At 71.0% G+C, this 17,801-nt stretch carries 14 protein-coding genes and 1 pseudogene; 10 read left to right on the top strand and 5 right to left on the bottom strand.

The window, feature by feature from the left end; genetic code table 11:
• Nucleotides 1–218, bottom strand: a pseudogene (locus CA983_RS45020) (hypothetical protein); the annotation flags it as partial.
• 253 nt (nucleotides 219–471) lie between these two features.
• On the opposite strand from CA983_RS45020, the gene CA983_RS08720 reads away from it, so the two are divergent.
• Complete coding sequence (locus CA983_RS08720; RefSeq protein WP_086600295.1) at nucleotides 472–1,026, top strand: bacterial proteasome activator family protein; 555 nt, start codon at nucleotides 472–474, stop codon at nucleotides 1,024–1,026.
• A gap of 67 nt (nucleotides 1,027–1,093) precedes the next feature.
• Here CA983_RS08720 and CA983_RS08725 read toward each other — a convergent pair whose 3' ends face one another.
• The gene (locus CA983_RS08725; RefSeq protein WP_086600296.1) at nucleotides 1,094–2,743 is read right to left on the bottom strand and encodes a protein kinase domain-containing protein; all 1,650 of its coding nucleotides are present in this window, start codon (nucleotides 2,741–2,743) and stop codon (nucleotides 1,094–1,096) included.
• A gap of 354 nt (nucleotides 2,744–3,097) precedes the next feature.
• Here CA983_RS08725 and CA983_RS08730 point away from each other — a divergent pair, with 354 nt between their 5' ends.
• The 6 genes from CA983_RS08730 to CA983_RS08755 all read left to right on the top strand — a co-directional run bounded on the left by CA983_RS08730 (nucleotide 3,098) and on the right by CA983_RS08755 (nucleotide 11,924).
• Complete coding sequence (locus CA983_RS08730; protein ID WP_086600297.1) at nucleotides 3,098–4,693, top strand: protein kinase domain-containing protein; 1,596 nt, start codon at nucleotides 3,098–3,100, stop codon at nucleotides 4,691–4,693.
• Nucleotides 4,694–5,083: 390 nt separating this feature from the next.
• Entirely contained in the window at nucleotides 5,084–6,277 is a 1,194-nt protein-coding gene (gene pdhA / locus CA983_RS08735; RefSeq protein WP_086600298.1) for a pyruvate dehydrogenase (acetyl-transferring) E1 component subunit alpha, read from the top strand.
• A gap of 1 nt (nucleotide 6,278) precedes the next feature.
• Nucleotides 6,279–7,256 (top strand): alpha-ketoacid dehydrogenase subunit beta, encoded by a 978-nt coding sequence (locus CA983_RS08740; RefSeq protein ID WP_086600299.1) that lies wholly within the window; start codon nucleotides 6,279–6,281, stop codon nucleotides 7,254–7,256.
• A gap of 10 nt (nucleotides 7,257–7,266) precedes the next feature.
• Nucleotides 7,267–8,682, top strand: a complete 1,416-nt coding sequence (locus CA983_RS08745) for a dihydrolipoamide acetyltransferase family protein (protein WP_086600300.1) — start codon at nucleotides 7,267–7,269, stop codon at nucleotides 8,680–8,682.
• Between the two features lie 171 nt (nucleotides 8,683–8,853).
• Nucleotides 8,854–11,088, top strand: a complete 2,235-nt coding sequence (locus CA983_RS08750) for a glycoside hydrolase domain-containing protein (protein WP_086600301.1) — start codon at nucleotides 8,854–8,856, stop codon at nucleotides 11,086–11,088.
• A gap of 41 nt (nucleotides 11,089–11,129) precedes the next feature.
• Nucleotides 11,130–11,924: a twin-arginine translocation signal domain-containing protein gene (locus tag CA983_RS08755; protein WP_086600325.1), complete on the top strand. Its 795-nt coding sequence runs from the start codon at nucleotides 11,130–11,132 to the stop codon at nucleotides 11,922–11,924.
• Between the two features lie 66 nt (nucleotides 11,925–11,990).
• Here CA983_RS08755 and CA983_RS08760 read toward each other — a convergent pair whose 3' ends face one another.
• On the bottom strand, nucleotides 11,991–12,890 hold the full coding sequence (locus CA983_RS08760; protein WP_086600302.1) for a D-alanyl-D-alanine carboxypeptidase family protein: 900 nt from the start codon (nucleotides 12,888–12,890) through the stop codon (nucleotides 11,991–11,993).
• A gap of 208 nt (nucleotides 12,891–13,098) precedes the next feature.
• Here CA983_RS08760 and CA983_RS08765 point away from each other — a divergent pair, with 208 nt between their 5' ends.
• Together CA983_RS08765 and CA983_RS08770 are read left to right on the top strand one after the other, a co-directional pair.
• Nucleotides 13,099–13,749 (top strand): GntR family transcriptional regulator, encoded by a 651-nt coding sequence (locus tag CA983_RS08765; protein ID WP_086600303.1) that lies wholly within the window; start codon nucleotides 13,099–13,101, stop codon nucleotides 13,747–13,749.
• A complete protein-coding gene (locus CA983_RS08770; protein ID WP_086600304.1) occupies nucleotides 13,746–15,041 on the top strand; it encodes an MFS transporter in 1,296 nt (431 codons plus the stop codon). Before CA983_RS08765 ends, CA983_RS08770 begins: the two co-directional genes overlap by 4 nt.
• 4 nt (nucleotides 15,042–15,045) lie before the next feature.
• Here the strand turns inward: CA983_RS08770 and CA983_RS08775 are convergent, their stop codons facing one another.
• Nucleotides 15,046–15,789, bottom strand: a complete 744-nt coding sequence (locus CA983_RS08775) for an SAM-dependent methyltransferase (RefSeq protein ID WP_086600305.1) — start codon at nucleotides 15,787–15,789, stop codon at nucleotides 15,046–15,048.
• 191 nt (nucleotides 15,790–15,980) lie between these two features.
• Nucleotides 15,981–16,805 carry a maleylpyruvate isomerase family mycothiol-dependent enzyme gene (locus CA983_RS08780; protein ID WP_086600306.1) on the bottom strand — a complete coding sequence of 275 codons (825 nt, stop codon included), beginning with the start codon at nucleotides 16,803–16,805 and terminating at the stop codon, nucleotides 15,981–15,983.
• Nucleotides 16,806–16,999: 194 nt separating this feature from the next.
• On the opposite strand from CA983_RS08780, the gene CA983_RS08785 reads away from it, so the two are divergent.
• Complete coding sequence (locus tag CA983_RS08785; RefSeq protein WP_086600307.1) at nucleotides 17,000–17,797, top strand: carbon-nitrogen family hydrolase; 798 nt, start codon at nucleotides 17,000–17,002, stop codon at nucleotides 17,795–17,797.
• Nucleotides 17,798–17,801 lie beyond the last annotated feature (4 nt).

Genomic DNA, 17,801 nt, shown 5'->3' on the forward strand with positions numbered 1-17,801 from the left:
CGCCCGACGTCCTCGCGTCCGACGACGCCCCCGGGGGCGTCGTCGGACGCGAGGACGTCGGGCGCGAGGACAGAGCCGTACGACTGGGCAGAGACGTACGACTGGACGGACTGGACAGCTCCGTACGAGGTGCCGGCCCCGTACGGTGAGACGACCGCACCCGCCCCCAGGGCGACCACCAGTCCCGTCGCCCGCAGTGCGCGTTGCCATGGAGTCACGTTGGTGACCCCCTCCCGCCGTGCCCGGTAGGGCAAGTTCGGCAAGTTCGGTCAGATCGAGGCAATCAGCCTCACACCGCCCCATTCGTCCGGCACTCGGGGTTCGGCCGACAGGCGGAATCGCCGCACGAGCCGGATTCACCCTTTGGTGAGCAACCTGGGGCCTGACCCGCACGTCTCCTTCCACACGGTGGATCAGCCTCCCGAGGGGGCACCACAGAGGGGAGGTGCAGGCGTGCGAGAGAATGGCGGCATGGAGATGCCGAGGAACGAAAGGTCGCCGGAGAACCCGCAGATCCTGGTCGTGGGCCAGGACGGCATGGCGCTCAGCGGCGGCGGCGGAGACGAGGACTCCCGCGAGACTCCCGTCACGGAACAGGTGGAGCAGCCCGCGAAGGTCATGCGGATCGGCAGCATGATCAAGCAGCTTCTGGAGGAGGTGCGCGCGGCTCCCCTGGACGAGGCCAGCCGGGTCCGGCTCAAGGAGATCCACGCCAGCTCGGTGAAGGAGCTGGAGGACGGTCTGGCGCCCGAGCTGGTCGAGGAGCTGGAGCGGCTCTCCCTGCCCTTCACGGACGAGGCGACCCCGAGCGACGCGGAGCTGCGCATCGCGCAGGCCCAGCTGGTCGGCTGGCTGGAGGGGCTCTTCCACGGGATCCAGACCACGCTGTTCGCCCAGCAGATGGCGGCCCGCGCCCAGCTGGAGCAGATGCGCCGCGCCCTCCCGCCGGGCGTCGGCCAGGAGGGCCTCGACGAGCAGCACCCGGGCGGACGCTCGGCCGGCCGTACGGGCGGGCCGTACCTGTAACGCGTCCGCGTACCGGCCGTGCGAAGGGCCCGGCAGCCGAAGCTGCCGGGCCCTTCGCAGGGGCGGATCAGGCCGGCGGGTTGCCCGTGGAGACGCCGAGCTCGATCTCGGGCATGTCCTCCGGGTCCACGTCGGTGCCGGCGGACGGGAACTGGTTCATGACGGTGCCGTCGCCGTAGGTGTTCTCGTCCATGTTGTTGATCTTCTTTTCCCAGCCGGCCGCCTGGAGACAGGCCTTGACCGAGTCGATGTTCTTGAACTTGAAGTTGGGCATCCGGATCTTCTCGGGGTCGTTGTACGACTCCTGCGGCTCCGTGCACTCCTCGGTCTCGATCGTCTTCGACGGGTCCGGCCCGCGGTAGCCCGGCTTCTTGGCCGCCGCCGAGGCCGAGGCACTCGCACTGCCGCCCCCGCCGCCCTGGTCGTCCTTGCTGCCGCCGCTCATCAGCAGGGCCGCGATCAGGCCGCCGACCGCGACGACGGACACCACGACCGAGCCGATGATCACCGGCTTGTTGCTCTTGCCGCCGCCCGAGGAGCCCGGCACGGTCTGCGGCGCGAGGTTGTACGGCGACGGGGTCGACGGACCCGGCTGCGGGGAGTACGCGCCGGGCGACGGCGTCTGGTAACCGCCCTGCTGCGGGTAGCCGTACGCCGGGGACGGCGCCGCCGAGGCGGGCGTGCCGTACGGGTTCGGGGGCGGAGTCGGCTGGTACGGCGTCTGCACCTGGCCCGAGGGCGCCGGGGTCGCCTGGTCGACCGGCGGGAACACGGCCGAGCCGACGCCCGCGCCGCTCGGGGTCTGCGCACCCGGGACGATGCTCGGCGGGGCGGCCTGGACGGACGCCGCCACGCGCAGGCACTCGTCCCGCATGGCCTCGGCGCTCGGGAAGCGCTCGTTCGGGTTCTTCTTCAGCGCGCGGGCGATCAGCGCGTCCACGGCCGGCGGCAGCGCCCGGTTGACGGAGGACGGAACCGGTGGCTCCTCCTGCACGTGCGCATACGCTATGGCCAGCGGCGAGTCCGCGTCGAACGGCAGCCGCCCGGTGACCAGTTGGAACAGCATGATGCCGACCGAGTACAGGTCGGAGCGGGCGTCCACGCCGCGGCCGAGGGCCTGTTCCGGCGAGAGGTACTGCGGGGTGCCGACGACCATGCCGGTCTGCGTCATCGACGTCACACCGGACTGCATGGCGCGGGCGATGCCGAAGTCCATGACCTTGACCACGCCGCGCTTGGTCATCATCACGTTGCCCGGCTTGATGTCGCGGTGGACCAGGCCCATCTCGTGGCTGATCTCCAGCGCGGCGAGCACGTCACCGGTGATCTTCAGGGCCTTGTCGGCGGGCATCGCGCCCTGCTGCCGCACGTCCTCGTCGAGCACGGAGCCGAGCGGGCGGCCCTCGACGTACTCCATGACGATGTACGGCGTCGTCATGCCGTCGAGGGTGTCCTCGCCGGTGTCGAAGACGGAGACGATGTTGGTGTGCGTGAGCTTGGCCACGGACTGGGCCTCGCGGCGGAACCGCTCGCGGAAGGCCTGTTCCCGACCGAGATCGGTGTGAAGCGTCTTGATCGCGACCTGCCGGTCGAGCACGCTGTCGTACGCGAGGTGCACCGAGGCCATGCCGCCCTGGCCGAGCAGATCACGCAGCTGGTAGCGGCCGTTGGCGAGCGCCCGCCCCGTGTACTGGCCCTGTGCGCCGTCCTGGCTCATGTTCCGTTTCCCCCGTAGCCCTTGAGGCGCCGCCGACTGCCGCTGATCCGTCGCTGACCGCGTTGATCCAAACCGCCATTCCCGGCCAAGTCTGCCCCAGGGCACCGACACGTCAAGCTCGGTGCCCGTTCCGTGACCGTACGCGAAGGAAGCGTCGCGGAAGCGTTACAGGGGACGTGCGGCCGGTGCGCAGAATTTGCACGACAGTACGGAGTGAAGGTTTCATGACGCGTCCGTCCCGTGCCCGCCCTGGTACCCGTCTCGGACCGGCGGCTTGCGCCGAGGCTGTAGCGTGGCCGACGGAGACCGTAACAACACCGCGCGCACCGCGGGCAGAAACGACGGCGAGGACTGATGGCACAGCAGCAGCGCGCTCAGGGCCCGTCCGAACCCGAGGCGACTGGCGGCGGCATGTCGGACGCGCCGGAGTCCTGGGGTAACGGCGGGCTGGTCGGGGACGGCCGGTACCGGCTGACCCACAGACTCGGCCGGGGCGGCATGGCCGAGGTGTTCGCAGCCGAGGACGTCCGCCTCGGGCGCACCGTAGCCGTCAAGCTGCTCCGTTCCGACCTCGCCGAGGACCCGGTGTCCAAGGCGCGCTTCACGCGCGAGGCCCAGTCGGTCGCCGGCCTCAACCACCACGCGATCGTCGCCGTGTACGACTCCGGCGAGGACGTCGTCGGTGGCCAGTCCGTGCCCTACATCGTCATGGAGCTGGTCGAGGGCCGCACGATCCGCGACCTGCTGCTGAACGCCGAGGCGCCGGGCCCCGAGCAGGCCCTGATCATCGTCTCGGGCGTCCTGGAGGCGCTCGCCTATTCGCACCAGCACGGCATCGTGCACCGCGACATCAAGCCGGCCAACGTCATCATCACGCACAACGGCGCCGTGAAGGTGATGGACTTCGGCATCGCCCGCGCCCTGCACGGTGCGCAGTCCACGATGACGCAGACCGGCATGGTCATGGGCACCCCCCAGTACCTGTCCCCCGAGCAGGCGCTCGGCAAGGCCGTCGACCACCGCTCCGACCTGTACGCCACGGGCTGCTTGCTCTACGAACTGCTCTCGCTGCGCCCGCCGTTCACCGGCGAGACCCCGCTGTCGGTGGTCTACCAGCACGTCCAGGACATCCCGACGCCTCCCTCCGAGGCCTCCGACGCCTGCCCGCCCGAGCTCGACGGCCTGGTCATGCGCTCCCTCGCCAAGGAGCCGGACGACCGTTTCCAGACAGCCGAGGAGATGCGCGGGCTGGTCCAGTACGCGCTCCAGATGCTCTACGACCAGGGCGGCCACACCGGCACCTGGAACACCGGCCCGGTCGACATGCACGAGGGCCGGCACACCCCGTCGGGCGGCCTCGCCGGCACGGCCGTGATGGGCCACCCCGGGGACCCCTCCGGCACCGCGCAGATCCCGTCGCCGATCCTGCCCGCCGGCTACGGCGGCGGGGACGACGGCGGCTTCGAGGGCCACGGCAACAAGGGCGGCGGCCGCGGCAAGCTGTGGATCCTCGCCGTGCTCGCGGTGATCGCCGTCGCGGCGGGTGTCGCCCTGGCGCTGCAGAACACCGGCGGCGATACGAAGGGGCCCGGCACCAAGCAGTCGCCGACGACCTCGCAGACGACCGAGAAGAAGACGCCCAGCGAGACGCCGAGCGACGAGGTGACCGACAAGCCGACCGACACGTCCACGGACGACGGCACCGGTACGAGCTCCGGCGGTGGCGAGTGGACACCGTCGTACACCCCGTCGTACACGCCGTCGCAGAGTGCTCCCGAGACGCCCACCGGCCAGCCGACGGGCCAGCCGACCTCGCAGGAGCCGACCGACGAGCCGTCGGACCCGGAGCCCTCGCCCCCGGCCTCGCCGCCGGACGACGACACGGGCGGCGCCGACGCGGGCGGCGCGACCGGTGTCGTCGGAGGCACGGGCGGCGAAGGCGGCGGCTGACAACCAGAAAAAAGGCATGATCCACGCGCGCGTGGGGCCCGGAGACGGGGCCCACGCGCGCTGCCGTTGAGGCACGCCGACAAAAGAACTCTTCCCGTGACCTGGGTCACCGGGTTAACGTGCGGTTGCTCCGGCCTCCTGCAAGGCTGTGACCAGGGCCCCTTCCACGCCTTCCCGATTTACTTGGATATCCAAGCAAAATCCCAGGTCAGAGGGGGTTTCACAGAAATGTGATGCACTGGGTAACGTGCCTTCTGCAGGGCGCTCGCCGGGGCACCTGTCCCGCCTGTTCCCGGTCGAGTGGCACCCACCCCGTGCCCGGTGGTCGGAACAGGTGAGCCGCACTGGCCTACCGGCAACCCCGGGGGCCGGACCGACGGAGGAGCACACGTGACCGTGGAGAGCACTGCCGCGCGCACACCGCGACGCAGCGCCGGAAGCAAGGCCGGCGCCACCGGCACCAAGCGCACCACCCGCACGACCGCCAAGAAGGACGCCGGCACCGAGCCCCAGCTCGTGCAGCTGCTGACGCCCGAAGGCAAGCGCGTGAAGAACGCCGAGTACGACAAGTACGTCGCCGGTGTCACCCCGGACGAGCTCCGCGGCCTGTACCGCGACATGGTGCTCACCCGCCGCTTCGACGCCGAGGCGACCTCCCTCCAGCGCCAGGGCGAGCTGGGCCTGTGGGCCTCGCTGCTCGGCCAGGAGGCCGCCCAGATCGGCTCCGGCCGGGCCCTGCGCGACGACGACTACGTCTTCCCCACCTACCGGGAGCACGGCGTCGCCTGGTGCCGCGGCGTGGACCCGACCAACCTGCTCGGGATGTTCCGCGGCGTGAACAACGGCGGCTGGGATCCCAACGGCAACAACTTCCAGCTCTACACGATCGTCATCGGCTCCCAGACGCTGCACGCCACCGGCTACGCCATGGGCATCGCCAAGGACGGCGCGGACAGCGCGGTGATCGCCTACTTCGGCGACGGCGCCTCCAGCCAGGGCGACGTGGCCGAATCGTTCACCTTCTCCGCGGTCTACAACGCCCCCGTCGTGTTCTTCTGCCAGAACAACCAGTGGGCCATCTCCGAGCCGACCGAGAAGCAGTCCCGCGTCCCGATCTACCAGCGCGCGCAGGGCTTCGGCTTCCCGGGCGTCCGCGTGGACGGCAACGACGTGCTCGGCTGCCTCGCGGTCACCCGGTGGGCCCTGGAGCGGGCCCGCGCCGGCGAGGGCCCGACCCTCGTCGAGGCGTTCACCTACCGCATGGGCGCCCACACCACCTCCGACGACCCGACCCGCTACCGGGGCGACGAGGAGCGCCAGGCCTGGGAGGCCAAGGACCCGATCCTGCGCCTTCGCCGCTATCTGGAGGCCTCAAACCACGCGGACGAGGGATTCTTCGCGGAACTGGAGGCCGAGTCCGAGGCGTTGGGCAAACGAGTGCGCGAGGCGGTCCGTGCCATGCCGGACCCGGACCACTTCGCCATCTTCGAGAACGTCTACGCGGACGGACACGCGCTCGTCGACGAGGAGCGCGCCCAGTTCGCCGCGTACCAGGCGTCGTTCGCCGACGAGGGGGGTAACTGAGATGGCCGACAAGATGGCTCTGGCCAAGGCGATCAACGAGTCGCTGCGCCGCGCCCTGGATTCCGACCCCAAGGTCCTGATCATGGGCGAGGACGTCGGCAAGCTCGGCGGCGTCTTCCGCGTGACGGACGGCCTCCAGAAGGACTTCGGCGAGAGCCGCGTCATCGACACCCCGCTGGCCGAGTCGGGCATCGTCGGGACGGCGATCGGCCTCGCCCTGCGCGGCTACCGCCCGGTCGTGGAGATCCAGTTCGACGGCTTCGTCTTCCCGGCCTACGACCAGATCGTCACGCAGCTCGCCAAGATGCACGCCCGCTCGCTGGGCAAGGTCAAGCTCCCGGTCGTCGTCCGCATCCCCTACGGCGGCGGCATCGGCGCGGTGGAGCACCACTCTGAGTCCCCCGAGTCGCTGTTCGCGCACGTGGCGGGCCTGAAGATCGTCAGCCCCTCGAACCCGTCGGACGCCTACTGGATGATGCAGCAGGCCATCCAGAGCGACGACCCGGTGATCTTCTTCGAGCCCAAGCGCCGCTACTGGGACAAGGGCGAGGTCAACACGGAGGCGATCCCGGGGCCGCTGCACAAGGCCCAGGTGGTCCGCGAGGGTGCCGACCTGACCCTCGCCGCCTACGGCCCGATGGTGAAGCTCTGCCAGGAGGTCGCCGACGCGGCCGCCGAGGAGGGCAGGAACCTGGAGGTCCTCGACCTGCGCTCGGTCTCCCCGATCGACTTCGACTCGATCCAGGCGTCGGTGGAGAAGACGCGCCGCCTGGTCGTCGTCCACGAGGCACCGGTGTTCTTCGGCTCGGGCGCGGAGATCGCCGCGCGGGTCACGGAGCGCTGCTTCTACCACCTGGAGGCCCCGGTGCTCCGGGTCGGCGGCTACCACGCGCCGTACCCGCCGGCCCGCCTGGAGGAGGAGTACCTGCCGAACCTGGACCGGGTGCTGGATGCCGTCGACCGCTCGCTGGCGTACTGAGGAGAGGGTCGTGACGACGATGACGGAAGCGTCCGTGCGCGAGTTCAAGATGCCCGACGTGGGCGAGGGACTCACCGAGGCCGAGATCCTCAAGTGGTACGTCCAGCCCGGCGACACGGTGACGGACGGCCAGGTGGTGTGCGAGGTCGAGACGGCGAAGGCGGCCGTCGAGCTGCCCATCCCGTACGACGGCGTGGTCCGGGAACTGCGCTTCCCGGAGGGCACGACGGTCGACGTGGGCACGGCGATCATCGCCGTGGACGTGAGCGGAGGAGCCGCGCCCGCGCCCGCAGCCGAGCAGCCCGCGGTGCAGCAGCCCGCGGTGCCCCAGCCCGCGGAGGAGCCGAAGGCGGAGGGCTCCGGCCGCCAGCCGGTCCTGGTCGGCTACGGGGTGGCGACGTCCTCCACCCGCCGCCGCCCGCGCAAGGGCCCCGAGGTCCCGGTCCAGCAGGCCTCGACGGCGATCCAGACCGAGCTGAACGGCCACGGGGCGGCGGCCCCGACCGCCCCCGCCGTCAAGGAACGCCCCCTCGCCAAGCCACCGGTCCGCAAGCTGGCCAAGGACCTGGGCGTCGATCTGACGACGGTCGTCCCGACCGGCCCGGACGGCATCATCACCCGCGAGGACGTGCACGCGGCGGTGGCCCGGACGCAGGCGCCGCAGCAGGAGGCCCCCGTGGCCGCCGCCCCGGCACCCGCGCAGACGGCGGTGTCGTACGACACCGCCCGCGAGACCCGAATCCCGGTCAAGGGCGTCCGCAAGGCGACGGCGGCGGCGATGGTCGGCTCGGCGTTCACCGCGCCGCATGTGACGGAGTTCGTGACCGTCGACGTGACGCGCACGATGAAGCTGGTCGAGGAGCTGAAGGAGGACAAGGAGTTCGCGGGGCTGCGCGTGAACCCCCTCCTGCTGATCGCCAAGGCGCTGCTCGTCGCGATCAAGCGGAACCCGGACATCAACGCGTCCTGGGACGAGGCCGCCCAGGAGATCGTGGTCAAGCACTACGTGAACCTGGGCATCGCGGCCGCGACCCCGCGTGGCCTGATCGTGCCGAACATCAAGGACGCCCACGCCAAGACGCTGCCGCAGCTGGCCGAGTCGCTGGGCGAGCTGGTGTCGACCGCCAGGGAGGGCAAGACGTCCCCGGCGGCCATGCAGGGCGGCACGGTGACGATCACCAACGTCGGCGTCTTCGGCGTCGACACGGGCACGCCGATCCTCAACCCCGGCGAGTCCGCGATCCTCGCGGTCGGTGCGATCAAGCTCCAGCCGTGGGTCCACAAGGGCAAGGTGAAGCCCCGTCAGGTCACCACGCTGGCCCTGTCGTTCGACCACCGCCTGGTCGACGGCGAGCTGGGCTCGAAGGTCCTGGCGGACGTGGCGGCGATCCTCGAACAGCCGAAGCGGCTGATCACCTGGGCGTGAGCCGACCGCGGCGGCCCCCTGCCCACGGGCGGGGGGCCGCCGCCGTCCGCCCGGAGGGCGAACCAGAGGTACGCGGGTGAACCAGAGGTACGCCGAAGAGCACAACAAGCTCCTGAGACCCGCCCAAGTACCCCACAGTAAGCGGTTTAGCCGGACATACGATCACTCTTCATGCGCGACCCCATGGTGCTCAGGGCCCAGAGATTCGTGAACTCCGTCTGCGGCAGCCGTATCGGCACGACCGTGGAGGAAACCGGCGAGACCGACTGGGCGACCCTGTACGCCCTGACCCGTGCCCTCCAGTACGAGCTGGGCATCACGGCACTGTCCGACAACTTCGGCCCCACCACACTCTCCACGCTGACCGCCAAGTACCCCGAGCTGAACGCGGACAGCGTCCCCTCCCCCGACTTCTGCCGCATCATCCAGTCCGGCCTGTACTGCAAGGGCTACGACGGCGGCGACCTGGACGGCACGTACGGCGAGCGGGTCCAGGCCGCCGTCACGAAGCTCAAGACGGACATGGGCCTCGAACAGGCCTTCCCCGGCGCCGATCTGACACCGAAGGCGTTCAAGGCGCTGCTGACGATGGACGCGTACGTCCTCGCCCCCTCCGGCACCCGGCAGGTCCGCGAGGTGCAGCGGTGGCTCAACGGGCGTTACCTGAACCGGCAGGACTTCTTCGTCCTCGCCTGCGACGGGCGCGTGTCCCGGGACCTGGCCCGGGCGCTGGTCTTCGCCGTGCAGTACGAACTCGGCATGGCCGACGGCACCGCCAACGGCAACTTCGGGCCCGGCACCCAGTCGGCCCTGAAGTCGCACCCCGTGCGGCAGGGCGACAAGGGCGTCCACGTCCAGCTGTTCTCCGCCGGGATGGTCGTGAACCGGCGGCCCGTCGCCCTCACCGACACCTTCGACTCCTACCTCGCCGCGGCGGTCCGGGCCTTCCAGACCTTCGTCGCTCTCCCGGCCACGGGCGAGGGCGACTTCCCCACCTTCGCCTCGCTCCTGGCGTCCTACGGGGACCAGTCGCGCCAGGGCAAGGCCTGCGACACCGTCTCCAAGGTCACCCCGGCACGCGCGGCCGCCCTCAAGGCCGCCGGGATCACGTACGTCGGCCGCTATCTCACCAACCCGAGCGCCACGTCCCTGCCGGAGAAGGCCATCCAGCCGGGCGAGTTGCAGGTCTTCGCCCAGCAGGGCCTGCGCTGCTTCCCGATCTACCAGACCGTCAACAACGACGCCTCGGACTTCGACTACGTCGCCGGGCGCACGGCCGGGTACGCGGCGGTCAACGCCGCCCTCGACCACGGCTTCAAGAGGGGCACCCGGATCTTCTTCGCCGTCGACTTCGACGCGATCGACGCCGAGATCACCGCGAACGTCCTGCCCCACTTCAAGGGCGTCAAGGAGGCGATGGCGGACTCCGGCCACCCGTACGAGATCGGGGTCTACGGCTCCCGCAACGTCTGCGCGCAGGTCGGCGCCGCCGGCTGGTCGACGGCGAGCTTCGTGGCCGACATGTCCCCGGGCTTCGACGGCAACGCCGGGCGCCCGCTGCCGAAGGACTGGGCCTACGACCAGTTCGTCATCCGCACCCTCGGCTCGGGCGACGGGCAGCTGGAGGTCGACGTCGACATCGCCTCGGGCCGTGACACCGGGCAGGGCTCGTTCAACCGGCCGCGGCCCGCCGTCCCGGACGTCGCCCTCGACGAACGCCAGGTGCCGGCGCTGCGGGCCGACCTCGCGCGCTACATGCGGTCGATCGGACGCCCGGACCTGGGCGGCGTCGGCAGTGACGCCGGGCTCTACGCCAACGCCCAGGCGGTGGAGGCGATCCAGGACCAGGACGGGCTGATCACCGAGCTGTCGAACACGTACCAGATGCGCAAGGCGCTGATCCAGACGGCCGTCTACTGGGCCATGCGCGACTACAGCCTCGCCGACCAGGCCACCGACCAGCAGGTCGCCGACCACCACCTCACGGGCTCCGGCCCGGTCAGGGACTCGCACACCGGCATCGGGCAGATCAGCGCCTCCGACGCCATCCAGGCCTGGAACCACTGCATCGGCTGGGGCTTCATCACCGGCGACCGCCGCGACCCGGCCAAGGACGCCGATCTCTGGTCCGTGTGGCAGCGGCTGAGCAAGGACAACGCCTTCAGCGTGCGCACCGCGGCCCTGGTCCATCTGTGGGGCACACGGGGCAGGCCCGGCGGCCAACTGCCCCCCGGCGACCGCGTCACCACCCCGCGGTCCATGCGCCTGGACCTCGCCGAGTTCGAGATCACCGAGCTGCTGCGCCGCTACCGGGCCTGGGACCCCGACGTGGAGGCGCAGACGCACCAGAGCCTGGCCGTCTACCAGATCTTCGAGAAGTACAACAGCATCGCCCGCAACGCCTGAATCGCCGGAATGAGAGCCCGTTGAACCTCAACCTCCCCAGGATCCCCCGCAGAGGGCCGCGCCCGGGCGCCGCGCACCGCCGTGGTCTGTCCCGCCGCGCCCTGCTCGGCCGTGTCGCCGCCGTCGGCGGTGCCGTGGGTGTCGCCGCCCTGCCCGTCTCGCACTTCCTGTCCCAGGCGTACGCCGACGCGCGCAACCCCATACCGGGCCGTGTACGGGACGCCCTGCGCAGCGCGCAGGACCGGACCCGGCGCGTGCTGGCCGGTTCGCGCTCCCACAACGGCTGGGAGATGGAGAACGTCGCGGACGACGGCGGCACCGTCTACACCCGTCCCGTGCCCGGCACCCCGCTCACGGGCATCGCGGTCCGCATGGGCGACGTGGAGACGGTCCTCGTCCACCTGGTGCGCCGGTTCCACTACGAGGTCGACAGGCTGCGCCGGGGCGACGTCGTCGGCTGGCACGACCCGTCCGGTGTCGGCAAGGGCCGCCCGGAGTCCAACCTGGCGTCCGGCACGGCGGTGCGGATCCGGCCGGGCTTCTACCCGCGCGGCGCCCGGGGCGGCTTCTTCCCGCAGCAGGAGGTCGTGATCCGCGACATCCTCGCCGAGCTCGATGGCGTCGTCCGCTGGGGCGGCGACGACCCCACGCCCGACGAGTCGCTGTTCTCCATCGACGTACGGCCCGGCGACCAGCGGCTGGCCGAGGTCGCGGCGCGGATCCGCGGCTGGCAGCTGGAGCCGGGAGCCGGTGCGGGCGCCCCCGTGAACGTACTGGCGGGCAGCCGGCGCAAGGCGGCCCGGGCGCTGGAGCGCCGTCAGCGCACCGCCGCGTGACGAGCGAAAGGGGGGCTCACCGCCATCGGCGGTGAGCCCCCCTTCGTGGTGCCCGTCCAGCTTCCGCTACTTCGCGAAGCCGTAGTTCATCAGCTTCGTCGCGTCCGACTTCCGCGCGGTCGCGTCGGTCGAGGCGAGGACCGTGCCGATGACCGTCTTGCCGTTCCGGGTGGCGGCGAAGACCAGGCAGTACTTGGCCTCCGGGCCGGAACCGGTCTTAACGCCGATCGCGCCGGAGTAGCTCGACAGCAGCGGGTTGGTGTTCTCCCACGGCGCCATCGTCCGCGTGCCGCCGGACTTCGTGGTCGTCTTGGCCGTGTACTTCTTCGTCTTGACGACCGTGCGGAACGTGGAGTTCTTCATGGCGCTGCTGGCGATCTTCGTCAGGTCGCGCGGCGTGGAGTAGTTGGCGCCCTTGCCGATGCCGTCGAACGAGTCGAAGTGGGTGTTCTTCAGACCCAGGTCCTTGGCGGTGGTGTTCATCTTGCCGATGAACGACTTCACGCGCGCCGCCCGCGTCGAGCCCGAGCCGAACTTGTCGGCGAGCGCGTACGCCGCGTCGCAGCCGGACGGCAGCATCAGCCCGTACAGCAGCTGGCGGACGGTGACCTTGTCGCCGACGATCAGCTTGGCGTTCGACGCCCAGTTGTTGTCGACGATGTAGTCGCTGTACGCCTTCTGGATCGTGACCTTGCTGTCCAGGTTGAGCTTCGGCTGCTTCAGCACCACCAGGGCCGTCATGATCTTGGTGGTCGAGCCGGTGGAGCGGCGGGTGTCGGCCGCCTTGGTGTAGAGCGACTTGCCGGTCGCGTTGTTCATCACGTAGCCGCCCTTGGCGGCGATCGAGGGCGCCGTGGCGGCCTGCGCCGGCGCGGCGGTGAGGGCTCCGGTCGCGAGCATGGCGCCGGTGGTCACGGCGGCGGCCACGGCTCTGCGGAGACGGGTGCCCTGAATGGCGGTTATCAAGTGAAGTACCCCGATTGCGTCGTATGCCCCAACGGTGCGGCCGAGTTGAGGACGAGGGGAAGGGGGCCGCACGTGTCTGACTCGTAACTAGCACACGTGGTTGTGTCGTTGCCGAGCGGGACCCCCACTTTGCCACGGATGTGTGACATTCGAGTCCGCATACTGGACGAATGCATCCATGCGTCCCTGTTGTATCTATGCTGTCGGCATGACCCTGGCCGTGAAGCAACCTCCCGCCGCCGACCGCGTCTACACCCACGTCAAGCAGGGCGTGCTGGAGCGCCGTTACGAGGGCGGGACCCTCCTCACCGAGGGCGAGCTCGCGGAGGCCGTAGGGGTCTCGCGCACGCCGGTGCGCGAGGCGCTGCTCCGGCTGGAGGCCGAAGGGCTGATCCGGCTCTACCCGAAGAAGGGCGCCCTCGTCCTGCCGGTCTCCGCGCAGGAGATCGCCGACGTCGTCGAGACCCGGCTGCTCGTCGAGGAGCACGCGGCGCGCAAGGCCGTGCCCGCGCCCGCCGGGCTCATCGAGCGCCTGGAGGAGCTGCTGGCCCGGCAGAAGAAGCAGGCCGCCGCCGGAGACCTCGCGGGGGCCGCCGTCACCGACCGCTGCTTCCACGCCGAGATCGTCCGCAGCGGCGGCAACGAGATCCTCTCCCGGCTCTACGACCAGCTGCGCGACCGCCAGCTGCGGATGGGCGTCGCCGTCATGCACTCCCACCCCGACCGGATCGCCAAGACCCTCGCCGAGCACGAGGAGATCCTCGACGCGCTGCGCGCCGGGGACGCCGAGGCGGCTGTCGGGGTCGTCCACCGGCACGTCGGCTGGTTCTCGCACCTGGCCCGGGGGGAGGTCCGATGAGCGCCACCGCGCTGCCGGGCGATCCCCCGGGCGGCCGGCGTGCGCTGGCCGTCTGGGGCATCGGCGTATCGGTCTACTTCGTCGCGGTCATCTTCCGCACGTCCCTGGGCGTCGCCGGTCTCGACGCAGCCGACCGCTTCCACGTCAACGCCTCCGCGCTCTCCACCTTCTCCATCCTCCAGCTGCTGGTCTACGCGGGCATGCAGATACCCGTCGGCCTGCTCGTCGACCGGCTCGGCACCAAGAAGGTGCTGGCGCTCGGCGCGGTGCTGTTCACGGCCGGGCAGCTCGGCTTCGCGTTCTCCCCGTCGTACGGCACGGCGCTCGCCTCCCGGGCGCTGCTCGGCTGCGGTGACGCGCTGACGTTCATCAGCGTGCTGCGCCTGGGCAGCCGGTGGTTCCCGGCCCGGCGCGGGCCGCTCGTCGCCCAGTTCGCGGGGCTGGTGGGCATGGCGGGCAACCTCGTCTCCACGCTCGTCCTGGCCCGGCTGCTGCACGGCGTCGGCTGGACGGCGGCCTTCGCGGGCAGCGCGGCCGCCGGGGCCGTGGTCTTCGTCCTGGTGCTGCTGTTCCTGAAGGACCACCCGGAGGGCCACGAGCCCGAGCCGCTCCCGCACCAGGGCGCGGCCTACGTACGGCGGCAGATCGCCGCCGCCTGGCGGGAGCCGGGGACGCGACTCGGTCTGTGGGTGCACTTCACGACCCAGTTCCCGGCGATGGTGTTCCTGCTGCTGTGGGGCCTGCCGTTCCTCGTCGAGGCGCAGGGACTGTCCCGGGCCACGGCCGGCGAGCTCCTCACGCTGGTCGTGCTGTCGAACATGGTCGTCGGCTTGGTCTACGGGCAGATCGTCGCCCGGCACCACGGGGCGCGGCTGCCGCTCGCACTCGGCACGGTCGGGACGACGGCGGCCCTGTGGGCGGCGACGCTGGCCTACCCCGGCCCGCACGCCCCGATGTGGCTGCTGATCGTGCTGTGCACGGTCCTCGGGGCATGCGGGCCCGCCTCGATGCTCGGCTTCGACTTCGCCCGCCCGGCGAACCCGCCCGAGCGGCAGGGCACGGCCTCCGGCATCACCAACATGGGCGGCTTCGTGGCCTCCATGACCACGCTGTTCGCGGTCGGCGTGCTGCTCGACGCCACCGGCGACGACTACACCGTGGCCTTCTCGGTCGTGTTCGTCCTCCAGGCGTTCGGGGTCGCGCAGATCCTGCGGCTGCGCAAGCAGGCGGCCCGGCGCGAGCGTGAGCGGCTGGTGGCGAGCCGGGTGGAGACGGTGCACGTACCGGCGTAGATGGCTACCGGGCCGCCACTGGTACGAGGGTGAGGTACGCGAGCCCGAGAATGCCGCGGTAGGTGAGCCAGGCGGCTCGGTGCCGGTCGGCGCGCTGCCGGGTCTCCTCGGCCAGGGGGTGGTCGGGGTGCCGGGCGAGCCACACCTCGGTGTCCGCCAGGTACCCGGACTCGAACTCCTCCCATTCGTCGAGGCTCGCGGTTTCCGTCCACTCCGGCCGGAACCCGGCCTCGACGGTCAGGTCGACGAGGGTCGCGAGGCCGGGGTGGTCGGTGACGGCGGCGTCCGGCCACATGCGGGACAGTTCGGCGGGAGTCGGGGTGCGCTGCCAGAACCCTTCGCCGAGCAGGACGCGACCGTGGTCGGAGACGAGGCGGCGCAGTTCGGCGAGGGCTTGGGGGAGTTGGTCGCCGAGGGCCTGGCTCGCGCCGACGCACAGGACGAGGTCGGCGGGGCCGTGGGGGGTTCCGGTGGCGGACTCCTCCAGGAAACGGACTCGGTCCGCGAGGCCTCGTGCCTCGGCGGCTTGTCGGCCGCGGGCCAGGTCCTCGGCGTTGAGGTCGATGCCGGTGCCGGTTGCCTTCGGGGTGGCGGTGAGGATGCGGAGCATGAGCTCGCCCCAGCCGCAGCCGATGTCGAGGACGGTTGTGGGGGTGTTGCCGGCCAGGCGCGTCACGAGCTGGTCGGCCCGTGCTTCGGACAGGGGGCCGTGGAAGCTGAGGCGGGTGTGGCGGGGCGGGGTTGTCATGTCCAGGGACGGTATGTGGGGTGGGACGTTTTCGGCATGCGGTTTTGCGGCCCTGTCCGTCGGTGCTGAGGCCGGGTGGGTACGCAGCTCGGCGCGGCGAGGTGCCGCTGCGCCCACCCGTGCCGCCTGGGGGTCCCCCTGCTCGAAGAGCTTGGGGGAGGCACGACTGCCCGCAGCTCAGCGGATCGGCTCTACTTCGTCACCGTGAAGTTCCTCAGGATCGCCGCCGTCAGGTCCGGGTCGCCCTCCGTCTTCAACCTGTCCGTCACCGACTCCGGCGTCACGCGGCCGCAGGCCAGGCGTACGTACGTCTCCCAGTCGAGGGTGAGCGTGGCGGCGGGACCGAGGGCGGGGGCCGTTTCCAGCGTGCCGCGGCCCTGGATGTCGACGCGGATCGTGCGCAGGAACTCGATGGGACCGTGGACGTCGAAGACGACGGCCGAGCTGCGCGGTGCCTGCGCGTCCTCGGCGACCACGCGCGGGAGTTCGCCGAGCAGCACGTCACGGGCGACGTGCGCGCCCGGGGAGTCGAGGTTGCCCGGCCGGCCGAGGGCCGTGCGCAGGTCCTGCTCGTGCACCCACACGTCGAAGGCGTGCCGGCGCATGGACTCCTCGAGGGTCAGTTCCGTGCCGAGCGGGCCGCGCACCTTCGTGCCCGGGTCACGCGAGTCGTTGCGCAGCTGGCGGTTGCGGCGGATGATCACGTACTCCAGCTCGGAGGTCATCTCCGGTGCCGTGTGGTGACGGCGGACGTCGACCTGCATCTCCATGTAGCGCTGGTGGTCGTTCGTCACGTGGAAGAGGTCGCGCGGCAGCGAGTGGATGGGGCGCGGGTCGCCCAGCATCTCGCAGTCCAGGCCGATGACATGGGAGACCACGTCCCGCACCGACCACCCGGGGCACGGCGTCCGCCGGTTCCACTCGGCCTCCGCGAGCGGCTGGAGCAGCTCGGATATCGCTTCGATGGAGTGGGTCCAGGCGTCGGCGTAGGGCTGGAGGGTGGGATGCAGACTCACGGAACGGGACCCCTCGGCGGTCGGTGCACGGGCAGGTGGTGGCGGCGTTGCCAGTGGGAGGTGGCGGCTGTCGGCGGGTGTCTTGGCAGCTAAGTTACGCTGCTGTGAGGCACCCCGGCAGTGCTTTCGTGTGACGATCGTAGGCCCGTGGGGAAGCCCTTGTTGGACGGGCCGAATGCCAGGACGGTGGTAGTGTGCGCGCCTCTGTGATCCAGATCGCCGTAGACGAGGGCGAATCGGTCGAATCACGCCGTCGGCGGGTGGCCTCGATGGTCCGGGACCAGGCCGGGGCCGATCTCGTCGTCCTGCCGGAGCTGTGGACCACGGGCGCCTTCGCCTACGAGGTGTTCGGGCAGGAGGCCGAGCCGCTCGAAGGGCCGACGTACGAGGCGATGGCGAAGGCCGCGAGCGACGCCGGTGTGTGGCTGCACGCGGGCTCGATCCCGGAGCGGGATCCTGACGGGCCGCTCTACAACACCTCCCTGGTCTTCTCCCCTGCCGGCGACCTCGCCGCCGTCTATCGCAAGATCCACCGCTTCGGCTTCGACAAGGGCGAGGCCGTGCTGATGGGCGCGGGTGCCGAGCTGGTGACGGTTCGTCTGCCGGCGACCACCCTGGGCCTCGGCACCTGTTACGACCTCCGCTTCCCCGAACTCTTCCGCGGTCTCGTCGACGCCGGTGCCGAGACGCTCGTGGTCCCGGCGGGCTGGCCGGAGCGCCGCCGGTCCCACTGGACGCTGCTGGCTCAGGCGCGGGCGGTCGAGAACCAGTCGTTCGTCATCGCGTGCGGAACGGCCGGGACGCACGCCGGAGTTCCCCAGGCCGGTCACTCGATCGTGGTCGACCCGTGGGGCGAGGTGCTGGCCGAGGCGGGCGCCGAGGAGGAGGTTCTCACGGTGGACTTCGACCCCGGGAAGGTCGCCACCACCCGTGAGCAGTTCCCGGCGCTGAAGGACCGGGTGCTGGGGCTCCAGCCTCCTCGCAGGCCCTGAGGAC

The sequence above is a fragment of the Streptomyces swartbergensis genome, from assembly GCF_002148965.1.
In the GTDB taxonomy this organism is placed as follows: Bacteria; Actinomycetota; Actinomycetes; order Streptomycetales; family Streptomycetaceae; genus Streptomyces; species Streptomyces swartbergensis.